General features: G+C 44.3%; 19 protein-coding genes. 18 read left to right on the top strand and 1 reads right to left on the bottom strand.

The genetic code is table 11. The features are described 5' to 3' along the window. Window positions 1–19: 19 nt before the first annotated feature. The gene (gene map, locus QQL66_RS08425; protein ID WP_284380687.1) at window positions 20–790 is read right to left on the bottom strand and encodes a type I methionyl aminopeptidase; all 771 of its coding nucleotides are present in this window, start codon (window positions 788–790) and stop codon (window positions 20–22) included. Between the two features lie 280 nt (window positions 791–1,070). Between map and rpsB the strand changes: the two genes are divergently transcribed. The 18 genes from rpsB to tilS all read left to right on the top strand — a co-directional run bounded on the left by rpsB (window position 1,071) and on the right by tilS (window position 22,246). Further along, a complete protein-coding gene (rpsB, locus tag QQL66_RS08420; RefSeq protein WP_284380685.1) occupies window positions 1,071–1,802 on the top strand; it encodes a 30S ribosomal protein S2 in 732 nt (243 codons plus the stop codon). 92 nt (window positions 1,803–1,894) lie between these two features. Continuing rightward, on the top strand, window positions 1,895–2,755 hold the full coding sequence (tsf, locus tag QQL66_RS08415) for a translation elongation factor Ts (protein ID WP_284380683.1): 861 nt from the start codon (window positions 1,895–1,897) through the stop codon (window positions 2,753–2,755). Window positions 2,756–2,861: 106 nt separating this feature from the next. Then, window positions 2,862–3,593, top strand: a complete 732-nt coding sequence (pyrH, locus tag QQL66_RS08410; RefSeq protein ID WP_284380682.1) for a UMP kinase — start codon at window positions 2,862–2,864, stop codon at window positions 3,591–3,593. Between the two features lie 94 nt (window positions 3,594–3,687). Then, window positions 3,688–4,245 (top strand): ribosome recycling factor, encoded by a 558-nt coding sequence (frr, locus tag QQL66_RS08405; RefSeq protein ID WP_284380681.1) that lies wholly within the window; start codon window positions 3,688–3,690, stop codon window positions 4,243–4,245. Window positions 4,246–4,385: 140 nt separating this feature from the next. Next, window positions 4,386–5,132: an undecaprenyl pyrophosphate synthase gene (gene uppS / locus QQL66_RS08400; protein WP_284380679.1), complete on the top strand. Its 747-nt coding sequence runs from the start codon at window positions 4,386–4,388 to the stop codon at window positions 5,130–5,132. 19 nt (window positions 5,133–5,151) lie between these two features. Continuing rightward, a complete protein-coding gene (locus QQL66_RS08395) occupies window positions 5,152–5,958 on the top strand; it encodes a phosphatidate cytidylyltransferase (protein ID WP_284380678.1) in 807 nt (268 codons plus the stop codon). A gap of 2 nt (window positions 5,959–5,960) precedes the next feature. Next, window positions 5,961–7,145: a 1-deoxy-D-xylulose-5-phosphate reductoisomerase gene (gene ispC / locus QQL66_RS08390; protein WP_284380677.1), complete on the top strand. Its 1,185-nt coding sequence runs from the start codon at window positions 5,961–5,963 to the stop codon at window positions 7,143–7,145. A 1-nt stretch (window position 7,146) separates the two neighbouring features. After that, complete coding sequence (gene rseP, locus QQL66_RS08385) at window positions 7,147–8,505, top strand: sigma E protease regulator RseP (RefSeq protein ID WP_284380676.1); 1,359 nt, start codon at window positions 7,147–7,149, stop codon at window positions 8,503–8,505. Window positions 8,506–8,532: 27 nt separating this feature from the next. Continuing rightward, window positions 8,533–11,142, top strand: coding sequence for an outer membrane protein assembly factor BamA (gene bamA, locus QQL66_RS08380; protein WP_284380675.1), 2,610 nt, complete (start codon window positions 8,533–8,535; stop codon window positions 11,140–11,142). A 63-nt stretch (window positions 11,143–11,205) separates the two neighbouring features. Then, window positions 11,206–11,718 (top strand): OmpH/Skp family outer membrane protein, encoded by a 513-nt coding sequence (locus tag QQL66_RS08375; protein WP_284380674.1) that lies wholly within the window; start codon window positions 11,206–11,208, stop codon window positions 11,716–11,718. A 93-nt stretch (window positions 11,719–11,811) separates the two neighbouring features. After that, on the top strand, window positions 11,812–12,843 hold the full coding sequence (lpxD, locus tag QQL66_RS08370) for a UDP-3-O-(3-hydroxymyristoyl)glucosamine N-acyltransferase (RefSeq protein ID WP_284380672.1): 1,032 nt from the start codon (window positions 11,812–11,814) through the stop codon (window positions 12,841–12,843). A 19-nt stretch (window positions 12,844–12,862) separates the two neighbouring features. After that, window positions 12,863–13,309 carry a 3-hydroxyacyl-ACP dehydratase FabZ gene (fabZ, locus tag QQL66_RS08365; RefSeq protein ID WP_284380670.1) on the top strand — a complete coding sequence of 149 codons (447 nt, stop codon included), beginning with the start codon at window positions 12,863–12,865 and terminating at the stop codon, window positions 13,307–13,309. Beyond that, window positions 13,302–14,072 (top strand): acyl-ACP--UDP-N-acetylglucosamine O-acyltransferase, encoded by a 771-nt coding sequence (lpxA, locus tag QQL66_RS08360; protein ID WP_284380668.1) that lies wholly within the window; start codon window positions 13,302–13,304, stop codon window positions 14,070–14,072. Before fabZ ends, lpxA begins: the two co-directional genes overlap by 8 nt. 84 nt (window positions 14,073–14,156) lie before the next feature. Next, the gene (lpxB, locus tag QQL66_RS08355; RefSeq protein WP_284380667.1) at window positions 14,157–15,302 is read left to right on the top strand and encodes a lipid-A-disaccharide synthase; all 1,146 of its coding nucleotides are present in this window, start codon (window positions 14,157–14,159) and stop codon (window positions 15,300–15,302) included. A gap of 104 nt (window positions 15,303–15,406) precedes the next feature. Beyond that, a complete protein-coding gene (rnhB, locus tag QQL66_RS08350; protein WP_284380666.1) occupies window positions 15,407–16,021 on the top strand; it encodes a ribonuclease HII in 615 nt (204 codons plus the stop codon). Window positions 16,022–16,185: 164 nt separating this feature from the next. Continuing rightward, window positions 16,186–19,692 carry a DNA polymerase III subunit alpha gene (gene dnaE, locus QQL66_RS08345; RefSeq protein WP_284380665.1) on the top strand — a complete coding sequence of 1,169 codons (3,507 nt, stop codon included), beginning with the start codon at window positions 16,186–16,188 and terminating at the stop codon, window positions 19,690–19,692. Between the two features lie 209 nt (window positions 19,693–19,901). After that, window positions 19,902–20,852 carry an acetyl-CoA carboxylase carboxyltransferase subunit alpha gene (locus QQL66_RS08340; RefSeq protein WP_284380664.1) on the top strand — a complete coding sequence of 317 codons (951 nt, stop codon included), beginning with the start codon at window positions 19,902–19,904 and terminating at the stop codon, window positions 20,850–20,852. A 56-nt stretch (window positions 20,853–20,908) separates the two neighbouring features. After that, the gene (gene tilS / locus QQL66_RS08335) at window positions 20,909–22,246 is read left to right on the top strand and encodes a tRNA lysidine(34) synthetase TilS (RefSeq protein WP_284380663.1); all 1,338 of its coding nucleotides are present in this window, start codon (window positions 20,909–20,911) and stop codon (window positions 22,244–22,246) included. The last annotated feature ends 53 nt before the right edge of the window (window positions 22,247–22,299 follow it).

The following is a 22,299-nucleotide window of genomic DNA, read 5'->3' as shown; positions in this document are numbered from 1 at the left end:
AGGCAATGAAGAGTGCTTATTAGAAGCTCTCTTCTTTGCGTTTGGTCAAGACTTCAACACCGTCAGATGTCACGGCGAGAGTATGCTCCCATTGTGCTGAAAGTTTGTGGTCTTTGGTGACTACTGTCCAGCCGTCAGGCAGTAATTTTGTGTGGCGTTTTCCAGCATTGATCATGGGTTCGATGGTGAAGGTCATGCCTTCCTGGAGTTCCATGCCTGTTCCTGGTTTGCCGTAGTGCATAACCTGAGGATCTTCATGGAATACTTTGCCAATGCCGTGACCACAATATTCACGTACAACTGAATAGTAGTTGGATTCTGCGTGCTTCTGAATAGCGTGGCCAATGTCTCCCAGTCGTACACCCGGCTTGACCATTTCGATGCCGATGTAAAGGCATTCTTGAGTGATGCGGGCTAGTCGCTCGGATTGAACCGTTGGTTTTCCAACAAAAAACATCTTGCTGGTATCGCCATGATAACCATCTTTAATTACGGTGACGTCAATGTTGACCACATCACCGTTCTTTAACACTTTTTTGTCGCTAGGAATGCCGTGACAAATAACATGGTTGACCGATGTACAGATGGATTTTGGGAAGCCCTTATAGTTAAGAGGGGCTGGAATCGCATTTTGTACATTAACAATGTAATCGTGGCAGATTTGATCAAGTTGACCAGTGGTGACACCAGGTTTGACGTGCTCTTCGATCATTTCAAGAACTTCAGCCGCTAGGCGACCGGCAACACGCATTTTTTCGATCTCTTCTGGTGTTTTAATGGTGACTGACATGAGTTTTGGAATTTCCTAGTTAATCCAGTTTGATTTGGTCAGGTATTTTAGCGAAGGTGGCGAGTAAAAGACAGGGTGAAGAGAAATTGTAAGAGATCTCGTTAGTTGGTCTTTGGCTTGGGAATGATGTGCTTTAATTATGGTTGGTAATGTGGTATAAAGTGCCGCCCGTTGAAAAGCGGGTAAATAACACACGCGCAGCGTTAATTCAGGTCCGGGTGCCGAATGGTTGGATTTGGAGGTTGTGCGGAGGTATAACCCAAATATTAAGGTATTTAAAATGTCTCAAGTTTCTATGCGTGATCTGCTAAAAGCAGGCGTACACTTCGGTCACCAGACTCGTTTCTGGAATCCAAAAATGGGTAAATTCATTTTTGGTGCTCGTAACAAGATTCATATCATTAACTTGGAGCACACTGTTCCAGCGTTCAATGAAGCTCTTGATGCAATCAAAAAAGCAACTGGCAACAAGAACAAGGTTCTTTTTGTTGGTACTAAGCGCCAAGCTGGTAAGATCATCAAAGAAGAAGCTCAGCGTTGTGGTATGCCATACGTAAACCATCGTTGGTTGGGTGGTATGCTGACAAACTACAAGACAATTCGTCAGTCTATTCGTCGTTTGCGTGAACTTGAACAGCAAGCTCAAGACGGTACTTTTGAACAGTTGACTAAGAAAGAAGCTCTTTTGCGTCAGCGTGAAATGGCTAAACTGGAGCTGGGTATCGGTGGTATTAAGGATATGGGTGGTCTTCCAGATATCCTTTTTGTTGTTGATGTTGATCATGAGCGTATCGCTGTAAACGAAGCGAACAAATTAGGTATCCCTGTAGTTGGTATCGTTGATACTAACAGTGATCCTGATGGCGTTGATTATGTTATCCCTGGTAACGATGACGCGATTCGCGCAATTCAGCTATATGCTAAAGCAGTTGCTGATACTGTTCTTGAAGCAACAGAAGCGTCTGCTGATGAGTTTGTTGAAGTTAAAGAAGAGGCAGCAGCGGCAGAATAATCTGTCACTGAAGTTTCATATCTTTTTCTGAGAATAGGGGGCATCGCCCCCTATTTCTGATTTATCGTTAAAATTTTTTGAGGTTGATAGACATGGCAATTTCAGCTGCACAGGTTAAAGAGTTACGTGAGCGTACTGGTTTGGGTATGCTTGAGTGTAAAAAAGCACTTAAAGAAACTGATGGTGATATCGATCTAGCGATTGAAAACCTTCGTAAGAATTCAGGTTTGAAAGCGGCTAAGAAAGCTGACCGTACTGCGGCTGATGGTGTGGTTGCGGTTAAGGTTGCAGAAGACAACTCTTATGCTGTTGTTTTAGAAGTTAACTGTGAAACAGACTTCGTTGCTCGTGACGAAAGTTTCCTAGCGTTGACTAATCGTGTTCTTGATAAAGCATTTGCTGAGAGGACGACTGATATTGAAGCGATCATGGCGGGTGAGTTGGAAGAAGTTCGTCAAGAATTGGTTCAAAAAATCGGTGAAAACATGACTGTTCGTCGTGCTGTTATCGTTGAAGGTGCAATGGTTGATGGTTATGTTCACTCAAACAACCGTATCGCTTCTGTAGTTGCATTAACTGCAGGCGAAGCAGCGTTGGCTAAAGACATCGCTATGCACATTACTGCGGTAAATCCTCGCGTTGTTAAAGGCGAAGATATGTCTGCGGAAGCGGTTGAGAAAGAGAAAGAGATCATTAAGGCTCAGCCTGATATGGAAGGTAAGCCAGCTGAAATCGTTGAGAAGATGATGGTTGGTCGTATTAACAAGTTCTTGAAAGAAAATAGCCTTGTTGAGCAGCCTTTCGTTAAAAACCCAGAGTTGACAGTTGGTAAGTTGGCTCAGCAAGCGGGTGCTGAAGTTCTTTCTTTCACTCGCTTTGAAGTGGGTGAAGGTATTGAAGTCGAGAAGAAAGACTTCGCTCAAGAAGTTGCTGAGCAGTTGGCTGGTAGGTAATTATTTACTGATCCTAAAAGCTGTATCAAAAAAAGCGCCTGTTGGCGCTTTTTTTTTGAAATCGTGTATACTTGCGCGTGATTTTAAAACTGTGAGAAATAGGTTTATGCCAGTCAAAGACAGTCAAGCAAAATACAAGCGTATTCTTCTTAAGTTGAGTGGTGAAGCCCTTATGGGGGATGGGGACTTTGGGATTGATCCTAAGGTTCTTGATAATATGGCCCTGGTTGTGGGGCAGTTGGTTGGTATTGGTGTTCAGGTTGGTCTTGTTATCGGTGGTGGGAACATCTATCGCGGAGCTGCATTAAGTGAAGCTGGTTTAGATCGTGTGACGGGTGATCACATGGGCATGCTGGCAACGGTAATGAACGGTCTGGCGATGCGTGATGCGCTTGAACGATCTAATATCTCTTCGCATGTAATGTCTGCTATTCCTATGAGTGGTGTAGTGGAGCATTATGATCGTCGTAAGGCAATGCGTTATCTAAGTATGGGTGATGTGGTGATTTTCTCGGCTGGAACCGGGAATCCATTCTTTACTACTGATTCAGCGGCGTGTTTACGTGGCATTGAAATTGACGCTGATGTGGTGGTTAAAGCGACCAAGGTAGACGGTGTTTATACGGACGATCCGGTAAAAAATCCGGATGCTGTTAAATTTGATCGTTTGTCTTTCGATGAAGTTCTGGAACGCAAGTTGGGTGTTATGGATTTAACGGCCATTTGTTTGTGCGATGAACACAATATGCCAATTCGTGTGCTTGATATGAATAAACCAGGGGCATTGTTGAATGCGGTTACTGGTGGTAATGAAGGCACAATCATCGAAAGAATGTAGTTGTTCGTTGATTATCTAGGGTTTCTCTAGACGAAAAAAATATTGAAAACGTTCGAATTGAATAATCGAATGAGACTGAATTAAAGAGGTTACTATGATTAATGAAATTAAGCAGGATGCTGAAGCGCGCATGACTAAGTCTCTTGAAGCTTTGTCTCAAGCTTTTGCTAAGATTCGTACTGGTCGTGCTCACCCAAGCATTTTGGACTCTGTAATGGTTTCGTACTACGGGTCTGACATGCCTTTGCGTCAAGTGGCAAACGTCAACGTAGAGGATGCTCGTACTTTGGCTGTTGTGCCATGGGAAAAGCCAATGGTTCCTGATATTGAGAAGGCAATTATGAAAGCCGACTTAGGTCTGAACCCAACTACCTCAGGTGAAGTTATTCGTGTTCCTATGCCGGCGTTGACGGAAGAAACGCGTAAAAACTACATTAAACAAGCGCGTGGTGAAGCTGAAACAGGGCGTGTTTCAATTCGTAATATCCGTCGAGATGCAAATTCAGACATTAAGGATTTGTTGAAAGAGAAAGAAATTACAGAAGATGATGCACGTCGCGGTGAAGATGAGATCCAGAAAATTACGGATAAGTATATTGCCCAGGTAGATGCTGATCTTGCCAAGAAAGAAAAGGATTTGATGGAAATCTAATTTTCCATTCGGATCTATAAAGAATGCAGGTGTTTTGATCGATTTCTTTAAGATAACGGATCATCACCTGCACTTTTGTATCTGAGGATGTAGTTAGCGTCATCCATCATGTTAAGTAGTTTAAAGGTGTGTCTCAAACCATGAGTTCTGATATAGCTGCTTCGGCGACTGTGCCTAATCATATTGCGATTATTATGGATGGTAATAATCGTTGGGCTAAAAAGCGTCACCTGCCTAAGTTGGCTGGTCATAAGGCCGGCTTGGATGCGGTTAGAAATGTTGTTGAGACGTGTTTGAAGCATGATGTCCAGTATCTCACTCTGTTTGCGTTCAGCAGTGAAAACTGGAATCGCCCTGAGGATGAAGTAAAGGGCTTGATGTCTCTGTTTTTGATGGCGTTAAAGAATGAAGTAAGAAAGCTTCATCGAAATAATATACGTCTGAGAGTGATGGGAGATAAAACGCGATTCAGCGAAACTCTGCAGGCACACATCCAGGAAGCTGAAGAGAAAACCGCAAATAATGATGCAATGACCCTGGTTATTGCTGCCAATTACGGTGGTGAGTGGGATATTGTAAATGCAGCTCAGCGATGCGCTGAGGATGTAAAAAAAGGGAAGATTGAGTCTCATCAAATCTCCCGAGATTATTTTGAACAGTATATCGGGCTACCTGATGTACCTGCACCAGATCTGTATATTCGAACTGGTGGAGAAACACGAGTAAGTAACTTTATGCTATGGCAAGCCGCCTATTCAGAACTGTATTTCAGTGATCTGTATTGGCCGGACTTTCAGGAAGAAGCCCTTTTGGCTGCCATTGCTGATTTTAGTCGTAGACAACGCCGCTATGGGATGACCAGTGAGCAGGTAGAAAGCAAGAGTTAAGGGAAACAGGAATTTAGGAATGTTAAAACAACGCGTAATTACGGCTTTATGGTTAGCTCCTTTAGCAATCGGGGGGATATTCTTCCTGCCGTATGATTATTTTGCTTTGTTCACTGCTGCTATCGTGATGTTGGGGGCTTGGGAGTGGGCTAATCTTGCAGGATTTAAAGATCAGGCCGCCAGAGTTGGTTTTTCAGTACTTGTAGGTGGGTGTCTGTATGGGTTGTACACGCTGCCTGAACTGGGAATTCTTTCGGTTGGATTGGCCTGGTGGGTACTGGCTTTGGTGTTTGTCCTAAGTTATCCAGGGATGTCGAAGGCTTGGTCTTCAGAATGGGTCCGCCTGGTATTTGGGTTGTTTATTTTAATTCCTTGCTGGAAAGGGTTGTTGTTACTTAAACAGCAACAGAACAGTGAACTTGTTCTTTTGTATATTTGTTTAATGGTCTGGGGAGCGGATGTTGGTGCTTATTTCTCTGGGCGTAAATGGGGTGTTAGTAAGTTGGCTCCTAAAGTGAGTCCTGGTAAGTCCTGGGCCGGTTTTTGGGGTGGAATGGTTAGTGCCTTAATTATTGGGTTAGGTGTGGGCTTGTATGTTGATATGTCTCCCGCTCAATTGGCTGTATTGATGTTGATTAGCTCTATTACTGTGGCCGTTTCTGTGTTGGGTGACCTGACCGAAAGCATGTTTAAACGTTTTCGTGGGATTAAGGACAGCAGCCAGCTTCTGCCTGGTCATGGCGGCGTGTTAGATAGAATTGATAGTTTGACTGCTGCGGTTCCTGTGTTTGCTCTTCTGTTGTTGGTTTCTGGTATAAGTTTTTAAGTATGCAATCTAGTGTTCAGCAAGTCTCTGTTTTAGGAGCTACCGGAAGTATTGGGTTGAATACCTTGGATGTGGTTCGTCGACATCCAGATAAATACCAAGTATTTGCACTCAGTGGTCATTCTCAAGTAGAACAGCTGGCTCAGTTATCTCATGAGTTTCAACCGAAGTTTGTCGTTATTTCTGATGAGCAGCACGCTGCACGTTTAAAGAGTTTATTATCTGGGCAACAAACGGAAGTGCTTTCTGGTGCGTCAGCTTTGGAGTTGATTGCCAGTCATGACGATGTGGATATCGTTATGGCGGCCATTGTCGGGGCGGCAGGACTTCTGCCAAACCTTGCTGCGGCAAAAGCGGGTAAAAAGGTACTTTTGGCAAATAAAGAATCTTTAGTCATGTCCGGGCAACTGTTTATGGAGACGGTTGCTAATAGTGGTGCAACGCTCTTACCTATTGATAGTGAACATAATGCAATCTATCAGTGTTTACCTAATGGTCAAATGTCTCCTGACCTGGGTGTGGATAAAATTCTGTTAACGGCCTCAGGTGGTCCGTTTAGGATGTTCAGCTTCGATCAGCTCAAAACCGTGACGCCTGCTCAGGCGGTGGCTCATCCAAATTGGTCGATGGGGCATAAGATTTCCGTGGATTCTGCCTCGTTAATGAATAAAGGACTGGAGTTTATTGAAGCGTGCTGGTTGTTCAATTGCAGTGCTGAGCAAGTGGATGTGGTTGTGCATCCTGAGAGTGTTATTCATTCTATGGTGTCCTATGTAGATGGCTCTGTGTTAGCTCAATTGGGAAATCCTGACATGAGAACACCAATTGCCTATGGAATGGCTTGGCCGGATCGTTTGGAATCGGGTGTGAAACCTTTGGATTTGTTTGAAGTGGCCCAGCTGAATTTTGAGAAGCCAGATACAGAGCGTTTTCCATGTTTGAAGTTAGCGAAGCAATCCTTTATGGAAGGTGGTTGTGCGCCTGCTGTTCTGAATGCGGCCAATGAAGTAGCTGTGGATGCCTTTCTTAACGATCGTATCTCGTTTTTAAGTATTGCGGATGTGGTTGAGGGAACTCTAAATGATATCGAGAATCAAAAAGCAGAATGTCTTGAGACAATTTTGAGTGCGGATTTAAGAGCGAGAGCGAAGGCTTCAGAGCTTCTGCAAAGCATTACCGGAAAATAATATGATGCAAATGCTGTTTGCAACCTTAGTGACTTTAGGGTTGTTAATTACCTTTCATGAATTTGGGCACTTTTGGGTGGCTCGAAAGTGTGGCGTAAAAGTATTACGTTTTTCTATTGGTTTTGGTAAGCCGTTGATCCAATGGACAGACAAGCAAGGTACTGAATACGCAATTGCAATGATACCCCTTGGCGGATACGTCAAGATGTTGGATGAGCGTGAGTCTGAAGTTTCATCCTCGGAGTTAGATCAAGCCTTTAACCGTAAACCCGTTTTACAGCGAATTGCTGTGGTAGCTGCCGGACCAATTGCTAACTTTTTGTTGGCGATTGTTTTGTATTCGTTGGTCTTTGGTTTGGGTAGTACAGTGGTCAAGCCTGTTATTGGTGAAGTGCCAGTTGAGTCAATTGCAGCAAAGGCCGGTTTAAAAGCAGGACAGGTTATTACTCGTGTTGACGGCAAAAGCGTTCAGGATTGGACTCAGGTTCAATTGGCTTTGGTGCGGCGGATTGGTGAAAGTGGTGTTCTCACAATCACGGCGACACAGGGAGAAGGTTGGACAACAGAACATACTCTTACTCTTGATCGTTGGCAGGAAGGGGTGAAAGATCCAGATCCTTTTGGTTCATTGGGGATTCATCCTAAGCGTCTTGCTGTTCCAGCCGTAATTGATCAGGTGTTAGAAAACAGTGCTGCTTTAAAAGCAGGGCTGCAGTCGGGTGATTTGATCAAGTCCATTGATGGTAGCTTGATTGGTGACTGGCGTGAATTGGTTGAAATAGTTAAGTCGAGTCCGGGTAAAGCTCTGGTACTTGATGTAGATCGTAACGGTCAGTTAATTTCTATAACGTTGACTCCAGATGCTAAGGACGGGGACAAGGGTAAGATCATCGGCTTTATGGGAGTGATGCCTAAAGCAGTCTCTTGGCCAGAAGAGTATTTGGTAGAGGTCGAATACGGGGTTTTTGGTGCGCTTCTTAAAGGCATGCAAAAAACCTGGGATATGTCCGTCCTGACGTTGGAATCCATCTGGAAGATGCTTGGTGGTTTGATCTCTATCGAGAATATTAGCGGACCAATCACGATTGCCAAAGTTGCCGGTGATTCCGTGAGTTATGGTTTGGTTCCTTTTCTATCGTTTCTAGCCTATGTGAGCGTTAGTTTAGGGGTGCTAAATATGTTGCCTATTCCTGTACTCGATGGTGGACATTTAGTGTATTACCTAATAGAGTTGGCCCGGGGTAAACCTTTGTCTCAGAGCGTTCAAGAGCTGGGATTGAGATTGGGTGTTGCTCTCATCGGTAGTTTAATGATCTTTGCCGTCTTTAATGATATAAGCCGCTGGTTTATTGGAAGTTAACCCTAATCTATCAGGGAAGTTGTTTGCGTGCTGAAAACTAGTTTACGTTACCTGACTTTTGTCTGTCTGTTTCTACCTGTTATTTCTTTTGCTTCAAGTTTCACTGTCACTGATATCCGGGTTGATGGTCTTCAACGGGTGACGGCGGGTAGTGTCTTTGCGTCTTTTCCTGTTTCTGTTGGCGATACTGTTGATTCGGCTCGTTTAGCAAAAGCCTCTAAATTACTCTATCAAACCGGGTCCTTTGATGACATTAAGCTGAGTCGTGAAGGTACGATTCTAATTATTGAAGTGAAAGAGCGCCCGTTTATTTCTGGCATCGAGTTTGATGGAAACTCATCAATTCCTGATGAGGAGTTGAGTAAAGGTCTGGAGCAAGCAGGGTTGGCCGAAGGTCGTCTCTTTAAGCGAATGACCATTGATTTGATTGAGCAAGAGCTAGAACGTCAATACATAGGTCAGGGGCGTTACGATGCCGATGTAAAAGTGAATATTGAAGAGCTGGCCCGAAACCGTGTTGCTCTGAAGATCGACATCAAAGAAGGCACCATGGCTGCAGTAACTCACATTAATATTGTGGGTAATGAAGAATTTGATGATGAAAAGTTGTTAAACCAGTTTGACCTATCAGAGAAAGGCTGGTTGTCGTGGGCAACCGGGTCCGGAAATTATTCTCGTGAACAACTTTCAGGGGATCTTGAAAAGCTAAAGTCCTGGTATATGGATCGTGGTTATATTGATTTTAGTATTGAGTCCACTCAAGTTTCGATCAGTCCTGATAAGTCACAGATCTTTGTAACCATCAATGTCTTTGAAGGTGAGCAGTACACTGTTAACGAAGTGAATCTCGCTGGTGATATTGTTGTTACCGAAGAAGAAATACGTCGCCTTATTCTTGTCGAAAAAGATCAGACCTTCTCACGTCAATTGGTGACGTTGAGTGCAGATTTCATCACCAAACGCTTGGGCAACGAGGGTTATACCTTCGCCAACGTGAATGGCATTCCTCAAAAAGTCGGGGATGAAAAGAAGGTGGATGTGACTTTCTTTGTTGACCCTCAAAAACGCGCGTATGTTAGACGAATTTCCTTTAAAGGGAACGACAAAACCAAGGATGAGGTTTTGCGCCGTGAAATGCGTCAAATTGAAGGTGGATGGGCATCTACTGATAAGATTGAACAATCGAAGACTCGTTTAGAACGTTTAGGTTATTTCAAGACTGTAAACGTTGAAACACCGCCTGTGTCAGGAACCACAGATCAGATTGATGTTGTTTATACCGTTGAAGAGCAATCTTCTGGTAGCTTAACCGCCAGTGTGGGCTTCTCTCAAACCAGTGGTCTGATCTTAAGTGCTGCGGTTAGTCAAAATAACTGGATGGGAACGGGGAATCGTGTGTCATTCGGTGTGTCTCGCAGTGACTTCCGTTCCAGCGTGAATTTCTCATATACCAATCCATATTTTACTGTAGATGGTATTAGCCGTGGTTTTAGCTTGTTCTACCAAGAGACAGATTATAGCGAAGCGGATATTTCCAGTTATCAGACTGACAGATACGGCGGCGGTATTAACTTTGGTTACCCAATCAGTAATATTGAACGCATTGGTATCGACTTTGGTGTGTCCAGAACCAAGTTGACGTTGGGTGATGAGCCAGCACAGGAAATTTCTGGTTCTCCGAATCCTATCGATGGGATCGATTATTATGTGAATGATCAATATTATCAACCTAATACAGGTCTTTCTAATACTCCTCCTCAAACTTCAGATCCTTCGGTTCTAAATAGTATTGTTTGTCGTTATGGAGAGGTTCCTTGTAATATTGGTTACTTTGATCCACCTTCGGAAGAAGCTCAAGGCTTTGTTGATGAAGAGGGGGATACCTTTAATGATTTCTCCATTACTACGTCTTGGACTCGTTCTACCTTGAACAGAGGTTTGATGCCAACCAGTGGTTCGTCGCAATCCTTAGCGCTAGAGCTGTCAACTCCTGTCAGTGATGTTCCTTTTTATAAGCTGACCTATAAAGGTCAGATGTTTAAGCCGTTAACTAAATCTCAGGAATATATTTTTAGATTGCGTACTGAGTTAGGGTATGGTGATTCTTACAATGCTAGCGCAATGCCATTTTGGGAGCATTATTATGCCGGTGGTATCGGTTCTGTTCGTGGCTTTGCCTCAAACTCATTGGGGCCTAGGACTACGCCAGCTGAACAATATAAGCGTATTAGCGCTAAAACCGATGTTTCATGTAAAGATTCCGTGGAGGAATGTGAATATGTGGCGGCGTATCAAGTGGACTCGGATGGCAATTATGTTACCGAGCAGATTGGCGATGATGATCCCTTCGGTGGTAACTTATTAGTCGAAGGTTCTGCTGAATTAATTTTCCCATTACCGTTTGTAGAAGACCAAAGCTCATTCAGAACGGCTTTCTTCTTGGATGCGGGTCAAGTGTATGATACTAATCGAGAAGAATATGAGTTTGCTGTAGATGAGATCAGAGCAGCAGCGGGTATTTCCTTCTCTTGGGTAACGCCTATTGGTCCATTATCATTCAGCTTGGCAAAAGCACTTAATGCGAAGGATGATGACGATACTCAGATCTTCGAATTTGCACTGGGTCGACCTTTCTAGGTTAACAAAGTGCTTGAATATTGAATTAACGAAAAACGATAAATACAACGAAAGGACGGACTTGTGAAAAAAATTATATCGGCTCTAGTTATTAGTGTGCTTTCTTTGGCTTCTTCTGTTGCTTTTGCGGAGTCAAAAATTGCAGTAGTGGATATCTATCGTGCACTGATGAATTCTGAAGCGGCTAAAGCAGCGGTTGCTGAACTTCAAAATGAATTTAAAGCAGAGCAAGATCAATTAAGTCAGTTGGAGCAGGAAATCAGAACGCTTCAAGAGAAAGGTCAGAAAGATGGCATGCTAATGTCTGATGAGGATAAGCGTCGTTTGTTTGAAGAAATTCAGAGTAAACAGTCTGATGCGAAACACATCATTCAGAAAGTTCGTAAGATGCAAACCAATCGTGAAAAAGAATTCTTGGCTCAGAATAAGCCAATGATTGATGCGGCGTTAAAAGAATTGGTTGATGAATTGAAAATTGATCTTTTGTTGACACGTGAAGCTACGCTATGGGTTAGCCCTAGCATGGATATTACTCTTAAATTACTAGAGAAGTTGAACACCAAAGAAACCAAGTAATTTAAGTCAGTCCATATAGCGCACTTAGCCGAGGCTAGGTGCGTTTGTGTGTCTAGCTGGTGCAAAATTCTGAAGAAAGATCAGAGGCTTTATATGAGTAAAACGCTTCAACAAATTGCTGAGTTTCTAGGTGCGGAACTTAGAGGTGATAGTGGTCTTGAAATTCAAGGGTTGGCTCCCTTGGATAAGGCCAAAGACGGTGATATTACATTTTTATCTGATACCAAATATGTTTCTGTTCTTTCAGACTGTAAAGCATCAGCCGTGATCTTACCTGAGAAATTTGCAGATCAATTTCAAGGTGCTGCACTGATATTAGATAATCCATATTTGGCTTTTGCCAAGTTATCTCATTTATTTGATCCTACACCTAAGCTGTCTTCAAGTATCCATCCAACAGCTGTGGTATCTGATACCGCAACCCTTGGCGAAAACGTTCACATAGGGCCTTACGTTGTTATTGAAGATGGTGCTGTTATTGGTAGAAACACTCAGCTGATGGCCCATGTTGTGATTGGAGCAAATAGCCGGTTAGGAGATGACTGCCGTTTGTATCCTCGTGTAACTGTTTATCATGGGGTAGAGATTGGTAATCAGGTAATTATTCAATCGGGCGCTATTATTGGTAGTGATGGCTTTGGCTATGCTAATGAGAAAGGTGAGTGGCATAAAATTGCTCAAATCGGTGGTGTGAGGGTTGGTAATCGAGTTGAAATCGGTGCTAATACAACCATTGATCGTGGTGCCATTGAAGATACGATAATTGAAGATAATGTGATTCTGGATAATCAGATCCAAATCGCTCATAACGTAAAAATTGGCTATGGCACGGCAATGGCTGCTTGTTCTGGCGTTGCTGGTAGTACAGAAATTGGGAAGTATTGCATTATTGGTGGTGGCTCGTGTATTTCTGGACATTTGAAAATTGCTGACGGCGCTCAAATGACAGGTATGGCTGCGATTACTGGTAACATTAAAGAGCCTGGCGTTTACTCGTCTGGTACAGGCTACCAAGAAACCAAACAGTGGCGTAAGAGTGTGGTTCGTTATCGTCAACTGGATGATATGGCTCGTACTTTAAAAGTGTTAGAAAAAGAGCTGGCAGAACTGAAAGCATCAAAATAAACCGGTAAGGGTGGACGATATGGATATCGAAGAGATCAAAGAATATTTACCTCATAGATACCCTTTCTTGTTGGTTGATCGCATCACGGAAATTGATCAGGACAATAAGATTATCAAAGGCTATAAAAACGTGACTGCGAATGAACCTTTTTTTGAAGGTCATTTTCCCGGCCACAGTATTATGCCAGGAGTGTTAATTCTTGAATCCATGGCTCAGGTAGCCGGTGTTTTGGCATATCAGTTACAAAATAAAAAGGCATCGGAAGGATTTTTATATTATTTTGCCGGTGCCGATAAGGTTCGATTCAAACAGCCGGTCTTTCCCGGAGATCGTTTGGAACATGAAGCAGAGTTCATTGAAGAGCGTCATCATCTGCTAAAGTTTAAATGTCGAACCATAGTGAATGAAAAAGTCGCATGTGTGGCGGATATTATGTGTGTAGAAAGGCAGGTAACCCTTGATTGACCCTAGAGCAATAATTGACCCAAGCGCTGAAATCGCTGATGGCGTAGAAATTGGACCTTGGACGATAGTAGGTCCAGATGTGACCATTGGCGAAGGAACCGTCATTAGTTCTCATGTGGTGATTAAAGGTCCTACGGTCATTGGTAAAAATAACCGTATATATCAGTTTTCGAGCATTGGTGAAGACTGTCAGGATAAGAAATACGCGGGCGAACCAACGCAGTTAACGATTGGTGACAACAACATCATTCGTGAAGGCGTAACGATTCATCGTGGTACCGTTCAGGACGAAGGCATTACCATCGTCGGTTCTGGTAACTTAATTATGTGTAATGCTCACATCGCTCATGATGTAATTGTTGGCGACAACTGTATTCTTGCAAATAATGCTATGGTGGCTGGCCACGTACATGTTGGTGATTTTGCGATTCTTGGTGGTGGCACGGGTGTTCATCAATTTGCAAAAATTGGCGCTCATGCGATGATCGGTGGTGGCTCTGCGGTTAACCAAGATGTGCCAGCCTATGTTATTGGTAACGGCAATCCAATGAAGCCAGCTGCGATTAACCTTGAAGGGCTTAAGCGCAGAGGCTTTGAAAAAGAAGACATCAAGCTGCTTAGAAACTGCTATAAAGTGGTTTACCGTCAAGGATTGCGTTTGGAAGAAGCGTTGAAAGAAATCGAACCGATTGCTGCAGAACGACCGGCAGTAAAAGTATTTTATGATTCAATTCTTGCTTCCACCCGGGGAATCGTACGATAACCTATAAAACAGCCGCCTATTAGGCGGCTTTTTCTTTTCTCATAAAGTTCAGTATTTTTTGAAGAGCAATAACGTTAAGACAATATGAATAAACCTCTACGGATAGGCATGATTGCCGGAGAAGCATCTGGTGACATCTTAGGTTCTGGCCTGATTAAAGAGCTTCGTGAAACTTACCCTGATGCGATTATAGAAGGCATCGGTGGCCCATTGATGATTGAGCAAGGGTTTAACACTCATTTCCCAATGGAGCGTTTATCCGTAATGGGGTTGGTTGAAGTACTGGGACGGCTAAGAGAGCTGATTGGTATACATCGGAAAATGTATCGCCATTTCAAAAAAAATCCGCCGGACGTCTTTATCGGTATTGATGCGCCTGACTTTACTCTTCGGATGGAACGAAAGCTCAAAAAACTGGGTGTACCAACCGTGCATTATGTCAGTCCTTCGGTTTGGGCTTGGCGTAAAAAGCGCATCTTTAAAATTAAAGAAAGTACTGACCTGATGCTTACTTTGTTGCCCTTTGAGAGTAAGTTTTATCAAGCGCATAACATGAAAGAGTGTTTTGTGGGTCATCCCTTGGCGGATGATATTCCTATGGAACCGAGCCGAACAGAGGCTTGTTGTGCTCTTGGCTTGGATTCGCAACGACCGGTTGTTGCCATTCTGCCGGGCAGTCGCGGTGGCGAAATCAAATACATTGGTGAAACCATGCTACGGGCCGCTGATTTAATTCACCAGAAGTTACCTGATGCCCAGTTAGTACTGCCAGCGGCGAATGAGATTCGTCGAACTCAGCTTGAAGCGTTGCAGCAAATGGTGGGTGTGGGTCAACAGATCAAAATGGTGGATGGCCAAAGTCGAACCGTGATGGCCGCAGCAAATGTCATTGCTTTGGCGTCTGGTACGGCTACCTTGGAAGCTGCGCTTCATAAACGCCCGATGGTAGTGGTTTATAAAATGGCACCTTTAACGTATGCCATTGGTAAACGTATTGTGAAGGTGGATTACATTTCCCTTCCGAATTTGCTGGCCAATAAGCCGTTGGTTCCTGAATTAATACAGGATGAAGCAACACCCGAGGCTATTTCTGAAGAAGTGATTGATCGTATTAATCATCCAGAAAAATACGAGTCGGTAGTACAGGAGTTTCACCAGATTCATGAGCTTTTACAGCAGGGTGGTAACACCAAAGCAGCCCGCGCTGTATTGGATTTGATTGGCCGATAATGGGTCGACCAATGGTTTGACCTCTCATTCGATCGAGAAATTAGCTCGAGTAACTAGCTCGAGTAACTAGCTCGATGAATTATTTTGGGATTGAAGTATAAATTATGGTGAAGGTTGTTTTAGAGCCTTTTATTCCTGAGTATCCGGGTTACTTGGTGGCGGGGGCTGATGAAGCGGGTCGTGGCCCTCTGGCAGGGGATGTGGTTGCGGCGGCGGTCATTCTTGATCCCAATAAACCTATTGTGGGGTTGGATGATTCTAAGAAACTGTCCGAAAAAAAGCGCGAAGCCTTGTTTGATCAAATTCAGGAACATGCGCTGAGCTTTTCGATTGCTCGTGCCTCTGTTGAGGAGATCGATCAGCTCAATATTCTTCACGCCTCTATGTTAGCGATGAAACGCGCGATTGAATCTCTGTCCGTTGCGCCAGAGTATGCGTTGATTGACGGAAATCGTCTCCCACCAAAATTACCTTGCCCTGCGGAAGCCGTGGTGAAAGGGGATGCCCGTCATGCAGCGATTGCGGCCGCCTCTATCCTTGCAAAAGTGACTCGGGATAGGGAGATGGTTGCTCTGGATCTTGAATACCCTGAGTATGGGTTTGCAAAGCACAAAGGTTATCCCACCAAAGTTCATATGGACGCGATAGAAAAGTATGGTGTGACCAAACATCATCGTAAAAGCTTTGCGCCGGTTCAGAAAAACTTGTCTTTGTTTTAAGTCTTCTCTGTTGAGTTTTTCTGCTGAGAGCAGGAACACTTGGCTGTGTATTTTTAGCGAATGAATGTATCGCATGGCTTATCCCCTTAGGGGGGATATGGTATTCTTTCGCTCTTATTTTAATTGCCCGCTTTTATTCTATCGATCTTTCCTGGAGAGCTTGAATGTCATCCGCCCCCTTTGTTCATTTGCGTGTTCACTCTGAGTTTTCGCTGATTGATGGCATCGTCAAAATTAAGCCACTATTGTCGACAACGGTTGAGCAGAATGCACCGGCTGTGGCTTTGACGGATCAGGGCAATTTGTTTGGTTTGGTAAAGTTTTATAAAGGGGCTCAGGGAAGCGGCTTAAAGCCGATTATGGGTTCCGATGTCTGGTTGGAGAATCCAGACTCTCCCGATGAACCGTTTCGTGTGTGCTTGCTGTGTATTAATGAAAAAGGCTACCGAAACCTGACAGAGCTGGTCTCAGATGGCTATCTTATTGGCCAAAGAAATGAAGTCCCCATCGTCAGTAAAGCCTGGATTGAAGAAAAGCATGAAGGCTTGCTTCTTCTCTCTGGTGGTAAAGATGGTGATATTGGTGCTGCATTAATTAAAGGCAATACAGCTCTAGCTCAAAGCAGAGCCGAATACTGGGCTAAGTTGTTCGAGGGGCGTTTTTATCTTGAGTTACATCGTTGTGGTCGAGATGGTGATGAGGTCAGTTTACAAGGTTCAATGGCCTTGGCTCAGCAACTTCAATTACCCGTTGTTGCTACGAACGATGTTCGATTTATTAAAGAAACGGACTTTGAAGCGCATGAAGCCCGCGTGTGTATTAACCAGGGTTATACGCTGGGAGATCCTCGCCGTCCCAAGAATTACACGGAAGAACAATACCTCAAGTCTCCGGAACAAATGTCAGAATTGTTTTCTGACATTCCAAGTGCACTTCAGAATACTCTTGAAATTGCCAAGCGTTGCAGTTTGGAAGTAAAGCTAGGTACCTACTATTTACCTGAATACCCAATCCCGGAAGGGAAAACTATGGATGAGTTCTTCCGTGAGTTTTCGGCTCAGGGCTTGGAAGAACGTCTTGAAATTATTCTGAGGGATGTGGATAAAGACAGCCCTGAGTATCAGGAGCGCCGTAAAGAATACTATGATCGGTTGGACTTTGAGCTGGATATTATTCTCCAGATGGGGTTCCCCGGTTACTTCCTGATCGTAATGGACTTCATTCAATGGGCGAAAGATCATGATATTCCGGTAGGGCCAGGGCGTGGTTCCGGTGCCGGTTCGTTGGTTGCCTATGCTCAGAAAATTACTGACCTTGATCCACTTGAATACGACTTGCTGTTTGAACGTTTCTTAAACCCGGAGCGGGTTTCCATGCCCGACTTTGATATCGATTTCTGTATGGAAAATCGTGATCAGGTGATTAAGTACGTATCCGAAAACTATGGTAAGGAAGCGGTGTCTCAGATCGTTACCTTTGGTACCATGGCCGCGAAGGCGGTGGTTCGGGACGTGGCCCGCGTACAAGGTAAATCCTATGGTTTGGCAGATCGCTTGTCTAAGTTGATTCCGGCCACACCGGGAATGAAGCTTAAAGATGCCATTGAAGAAGTGGCAGAGCTTAAAGAATTCATTGAAACGGATGAGGAAGCCCAAGAAATTTGGGAGATGGCGCTTAAGCTTGAAGGTATCACTCGTGGTACCGGTAAGCACGCCGGCGGTGTGGTTATTGCGCCGACTAAATTGACCGACTTCTCGCCAGTGAACTGTGACCCTGATGGCACAGGTGTGGTAACCCAGTTTGATAAAGGCGACGTAGAAGAAGCGGGGCTTGTAAAGTTTGACTTCTTGGGACTTCGGACCCTAACCATCGTAGATTGGGCGCTTAAAACGGTAAATGCTAAGCGAGCCAAAGAAGGGCTTGATTCGATCGACATTAACTTGATTCCATTGGATGACCCTGAATCCTTTGCGCTGTTAAAACGCGCTGAAACAACCGCTGTATTCCAGTTGGAATCCCGAGGTATGAAGGATCTGATTCGTCGCCTTCAGCCGGATAACATTGAAGATATGATCGCATTGGTGGCTCTGTTCCGACCAGGGCCACTGGAATCCGGGATGGTACAGGACTTTATCGACCGTAAGCACGGTCGGGCAGAAGTGGCTTATCCACACCCGGACTTCCAACACGATAATCTGAAAACCATTCTTGAGCCGACCTATGGCGTTATTGTTTATCAGGAACAGGTGATGCAGATTGCTCAGGCATTGGCGGGCTACACTCTGGGCGGCGCGGACATGCTTCGTCGAGCGATGGGTAAGAAAAAGCCGGAGGAAATGGCCAAGCAGCGTAGCATTTTCCGTGAAGGTGCCATCGAGCAGGGTGTTGATCCTGATCTGGCGATGAACATCTTTGACTTGGTAGAGAAGTTTGCCGGATACGGATTCAACAAATCCCACTCCGCCGCCTATGCGATTGTTTCTTATCAGACCCTTTGGTTGAAGACTCATTACCCTGCGGCCTTTATGGCGGCGGTATTGTCGGCGGATATGGAAAAGACCGATAAGGTTGTTATTTCCATTGAAGAATGTCGGGAGATGGGGCTGAAGTTGGTGCTTCCTGATGTAAACCAGTCTGAATTCATGTTTACCGTGAATGATAAAGATGAAGTGGTTTATGGATTGGGCGCTGTAAAAGGGGTTGGTGAAGGTCCTGCCGAGGCTATTATTAAGGCACGGAAAGATGGACCATTTAAAGACTTATTCGACTTCTGTGAGCGTGTTGGTGCTCAAAAAGTTAACAAGCGGACACTTGAATCTTTGGTGTGCTCTGGAGCGTTTGACAGCATTGGTCCTAATCGTGCGGCGTTGATTGCTGCGATTCCTAGTGCGGTTAAAGCTGCCGATCAATCGGCAAAAAACCAGGATGCCGGCATGGTCGATATGTTTGGTGAGCTCATGGCGGAAGACACTGAACGTGATGTCTATGAAGATTACCGGGCCATTAAAGAGTGGTCTCCAAAAGAGAAATTAGCGAAAGAAAAAGACACGCTCGGTCTGTTCTTAACCGGCCACCCGATTGAAGAGTATGAAACCGAAGTTAAATCCATCGTGACCTGTCGTTTGAAAGATTTGGAGCCGGATCGTAACAAAACTTATCTGATTGCGGGCTTGGTTATGGACATTCGAACCATGCAAAGCAAAAAAGGCGATACCTTGGCATTCTTGGCGTTGGATGATCGTACTGCTCGTGTGGAAGTTGGCCTGTTTGGCGAGTTATACGCAGAGAATAAAGAGTGGCTCAAGCCCGATGTCCTTGTCGTAGTTGAGGCCGAGGTGAGTTACGACAACTACTCTGGTGGTATTCGTTGTCGGGTAAAATCCTTGATCGACGTAGAACGTGCACGGAATAAATACGCCAAATACGTTCGAGTGAAATTGCTGAACGATAAAGATACGTTGCAATTCAACAAAATCCTTAACGAAGGCAGCTTGAGCTTCTCCCAAGAAGGGGTGCCCTTGTTGATTGATTATCAACGTGAAGATGCACGAGGCCGGGTGCGATTGGGTGATGAATGGAAATTGGCACCTGATGACACCAATGTGAGTGCTTTAAGATCGGAATTTGGTCACGAACATGTAGAGATATTGTATCGAAGTTCTGACATATGACAGAATTTGAGATAGAATACAAAATATTCTCACTTCCACTGCTGTTGTTTTGATTTGGATTGTCTTGATTCGAGATGTTTTCAATGCAGTGGTGGAATGGAACCGATTTTGATCTTTTAATTATGTTGGTTAGTGCTCTTGCTTGCAGACGTGTCATCTTATGGTCTGGGGGAGAGACAATAGTAACGGTCCCGTTAGGCGAGTAGTGAATGAATTCACAGTATCTTGATTTTGAACAACCGATTGCTGAGCTTCAGGATAAGATTGAAGAGCTCCGTTTGGTTGGCAATGATAATGAATTAAATATTCAAGAAGAGATACAAAGGCTTCAAAATAAAAGTACGGCTCTGACCGAGTCTATTTTTTCTGAACTAAGCCCTTGGCAAGTGACTCAGGTGTCACGCCATCCTCTTAGACCTTATACCCTCGATTACATTAAATACCTGTTCGACGAATTCGATGAATTGCATGGTGATCGCAGCTTTGCTGATGACCCTGCGATTGTTTGTGGTATCGCTCGTCTGGAAGGGCGTCCTGTGATGGTGATTGGTCATCAGAAAGGTCGTAATGTAAAAGAGAAGGTGCGTCGCAATTTCGGTATGCCGAAGCCGGAAGGCTATCGTAAGGCGTGTCGAATTATGGAAATGGCTGAACGCTTCAAATTACCAATTCTGACGTTTATTGATACGCCGGGCGCTTATCCGGGGATTGATGCCGAAGAACGAGGGCAAAGTCAGGCAATTGCTCATAATTTAGCTGTCATGTCTCATCTCAATGTACCGGTTATCTCTTGTGTGATTGGCGAAGGTGGTTCTGGTGGTGCTCTGGGCATCGGCGTGTGTGATCATCTGATCATGCTAAAATATTCCATCTATTCGGTTATTTCACCAGAAGGCTGTGCTTCTATTTTATGGAAGAGTGCCGAGAAGGCTCCGGAAGCGGCTGAGTCCATGGGTGTTACGGCAGATCGCTTATTAAGTTTGGGGCTTGTAGATCAGGTACTCGATGAACCATTGGGTGGTGCACACAGAGATCCGCAGCAAATGGCCGGACATTTGAAGCAGGTGCTGGTTAAGCAGCTTGAAAAACTGGAACAACTTCCAATGGATCAACTGCTTGATCGTCGATATGAGCGCCTGATGTCATACGGTCAGAACTAGCTTGATTATTGCTAACCATTTTTGCTAACTATGTTTGCTAATTAGTAGTGAATAGCATGAATCAAAAACACTCCTCTGATCTCTCGGATCGTTTTTCTAATCAAATTCATGATTTGCTAAATACCAACCATGTAAGTGGTTGGTGTGTTGCTTTCAGTGGTGGTTTGGATTCTCGTGTGCTGCTGGATTTGTTGGTGGCGTCTTCAAGTGATCTCCCTGTTCGCATTTTACATGTCCATCATGGCATCAGTGAGAATGCCGATGATTGGGTTGAGTTTTGTCAAACTACGGCTGAATCTTATTCAGGAAATATCGAAGCAATTATCGAGCGGGTATCGGTCGATATACGTGGCTCGTTTGAAGAGAATGCACGTAAAGCTCGCTATCAAGTATTCGAGTCTACCTTGAAGCCGAATGAAGTGCTGCTGATGGGGCATCACTTGAATGATCAGGCGGAGACCTTTCTTCAGCGGTTAGCTCGTGGCTCAGGCTTAACGGGATTGTCGGGAATACCCAAAAAACGTGCGCTTAACCAGGGCTTGTTGTTTCGGCCTTTGATTGATGAATCCAGAGAGGATTTAAAGAGTTACGCTCAACGTCGTAATTTGCACTGGGTAGAGGATGAAAGCAATGCCTTTGAAGCCTATGATCGAAACTATCTTCGTCATCAAATTCTTCCGACTTTCATTGCTCGTTGGCCTCGTTTTTTGAATTCGGTTTCTCGCTCCGTAAAGGTGATATCGCAAGACGCAGAAAACTTGGCTTATTATCGGGATCAATGGTTAGACCAATATCGGAGTTTAGAGGCGTTAGATCTTAATGCGCTTTCTGAGCTGCCTGAATCCGAACAGTGCGGATTGCTATCCCATTGGGTTAGAAGACGGTCAGGTTATTCTTTATCAAATGAGCAGCTTCGAGTGTTATTGAATGAAGTGATTCATTCTCCGCAAGATGCCAAGGCGGTACTTCGGGTGGGTGAATTCGAGTATCGACGATTTCAGAATCGACTCTATCTAGTGCCTTCTCGGCAACACTTGGATTTGAGTCACTGGCGTTGCTCAATCAAGTTGGAAGAGAATTGCTCTGGCGAGCTGTTTTTACCTGATGGCAGTCATTTGATATTTGAACCGGCGGTCAGTGGTCAACGAATTACGCATTCTCAGATTGAGGTGTGTTATCGAAAAGGCGGAGAGCATTTCAGACCTGTAGGTCACTCTCAATCGAAAGACTTGAAAAAGTGGTTTCAGGAGCAGGCGATACCTCCGTGGCAACGTTCTAACATTCCGTTGCTATACTCCAATCAGACTTTGCTGGCTGTGGCTGATCTGGCTTTTGATCAATTGTGCGTTTGTGAAGATGATCGGCTTGGATGGAAGGTGGTCTGGCATCGATAAAATAATCAATAAGGCATGAATTTTCACCATCTGTCGGTGGTGTTTACAAAAAT

This window comes from Litoribrevibacter albus (assembly GCF_030159995.1).
Taxonomy (GTDB): domain Bacteria; phylum Pseudomonadota; class Gammaproteobacteria; order Pseudomonadales; family Litoribrevibacteraceae; genus Litoribrevibacter; species Litoribrevibacter albus.
The sequence above is the reverse complement of the archived record's forward strand: the minus strand, read 5'-3'. Positions and strand labels throughout refer to the sequence as shown.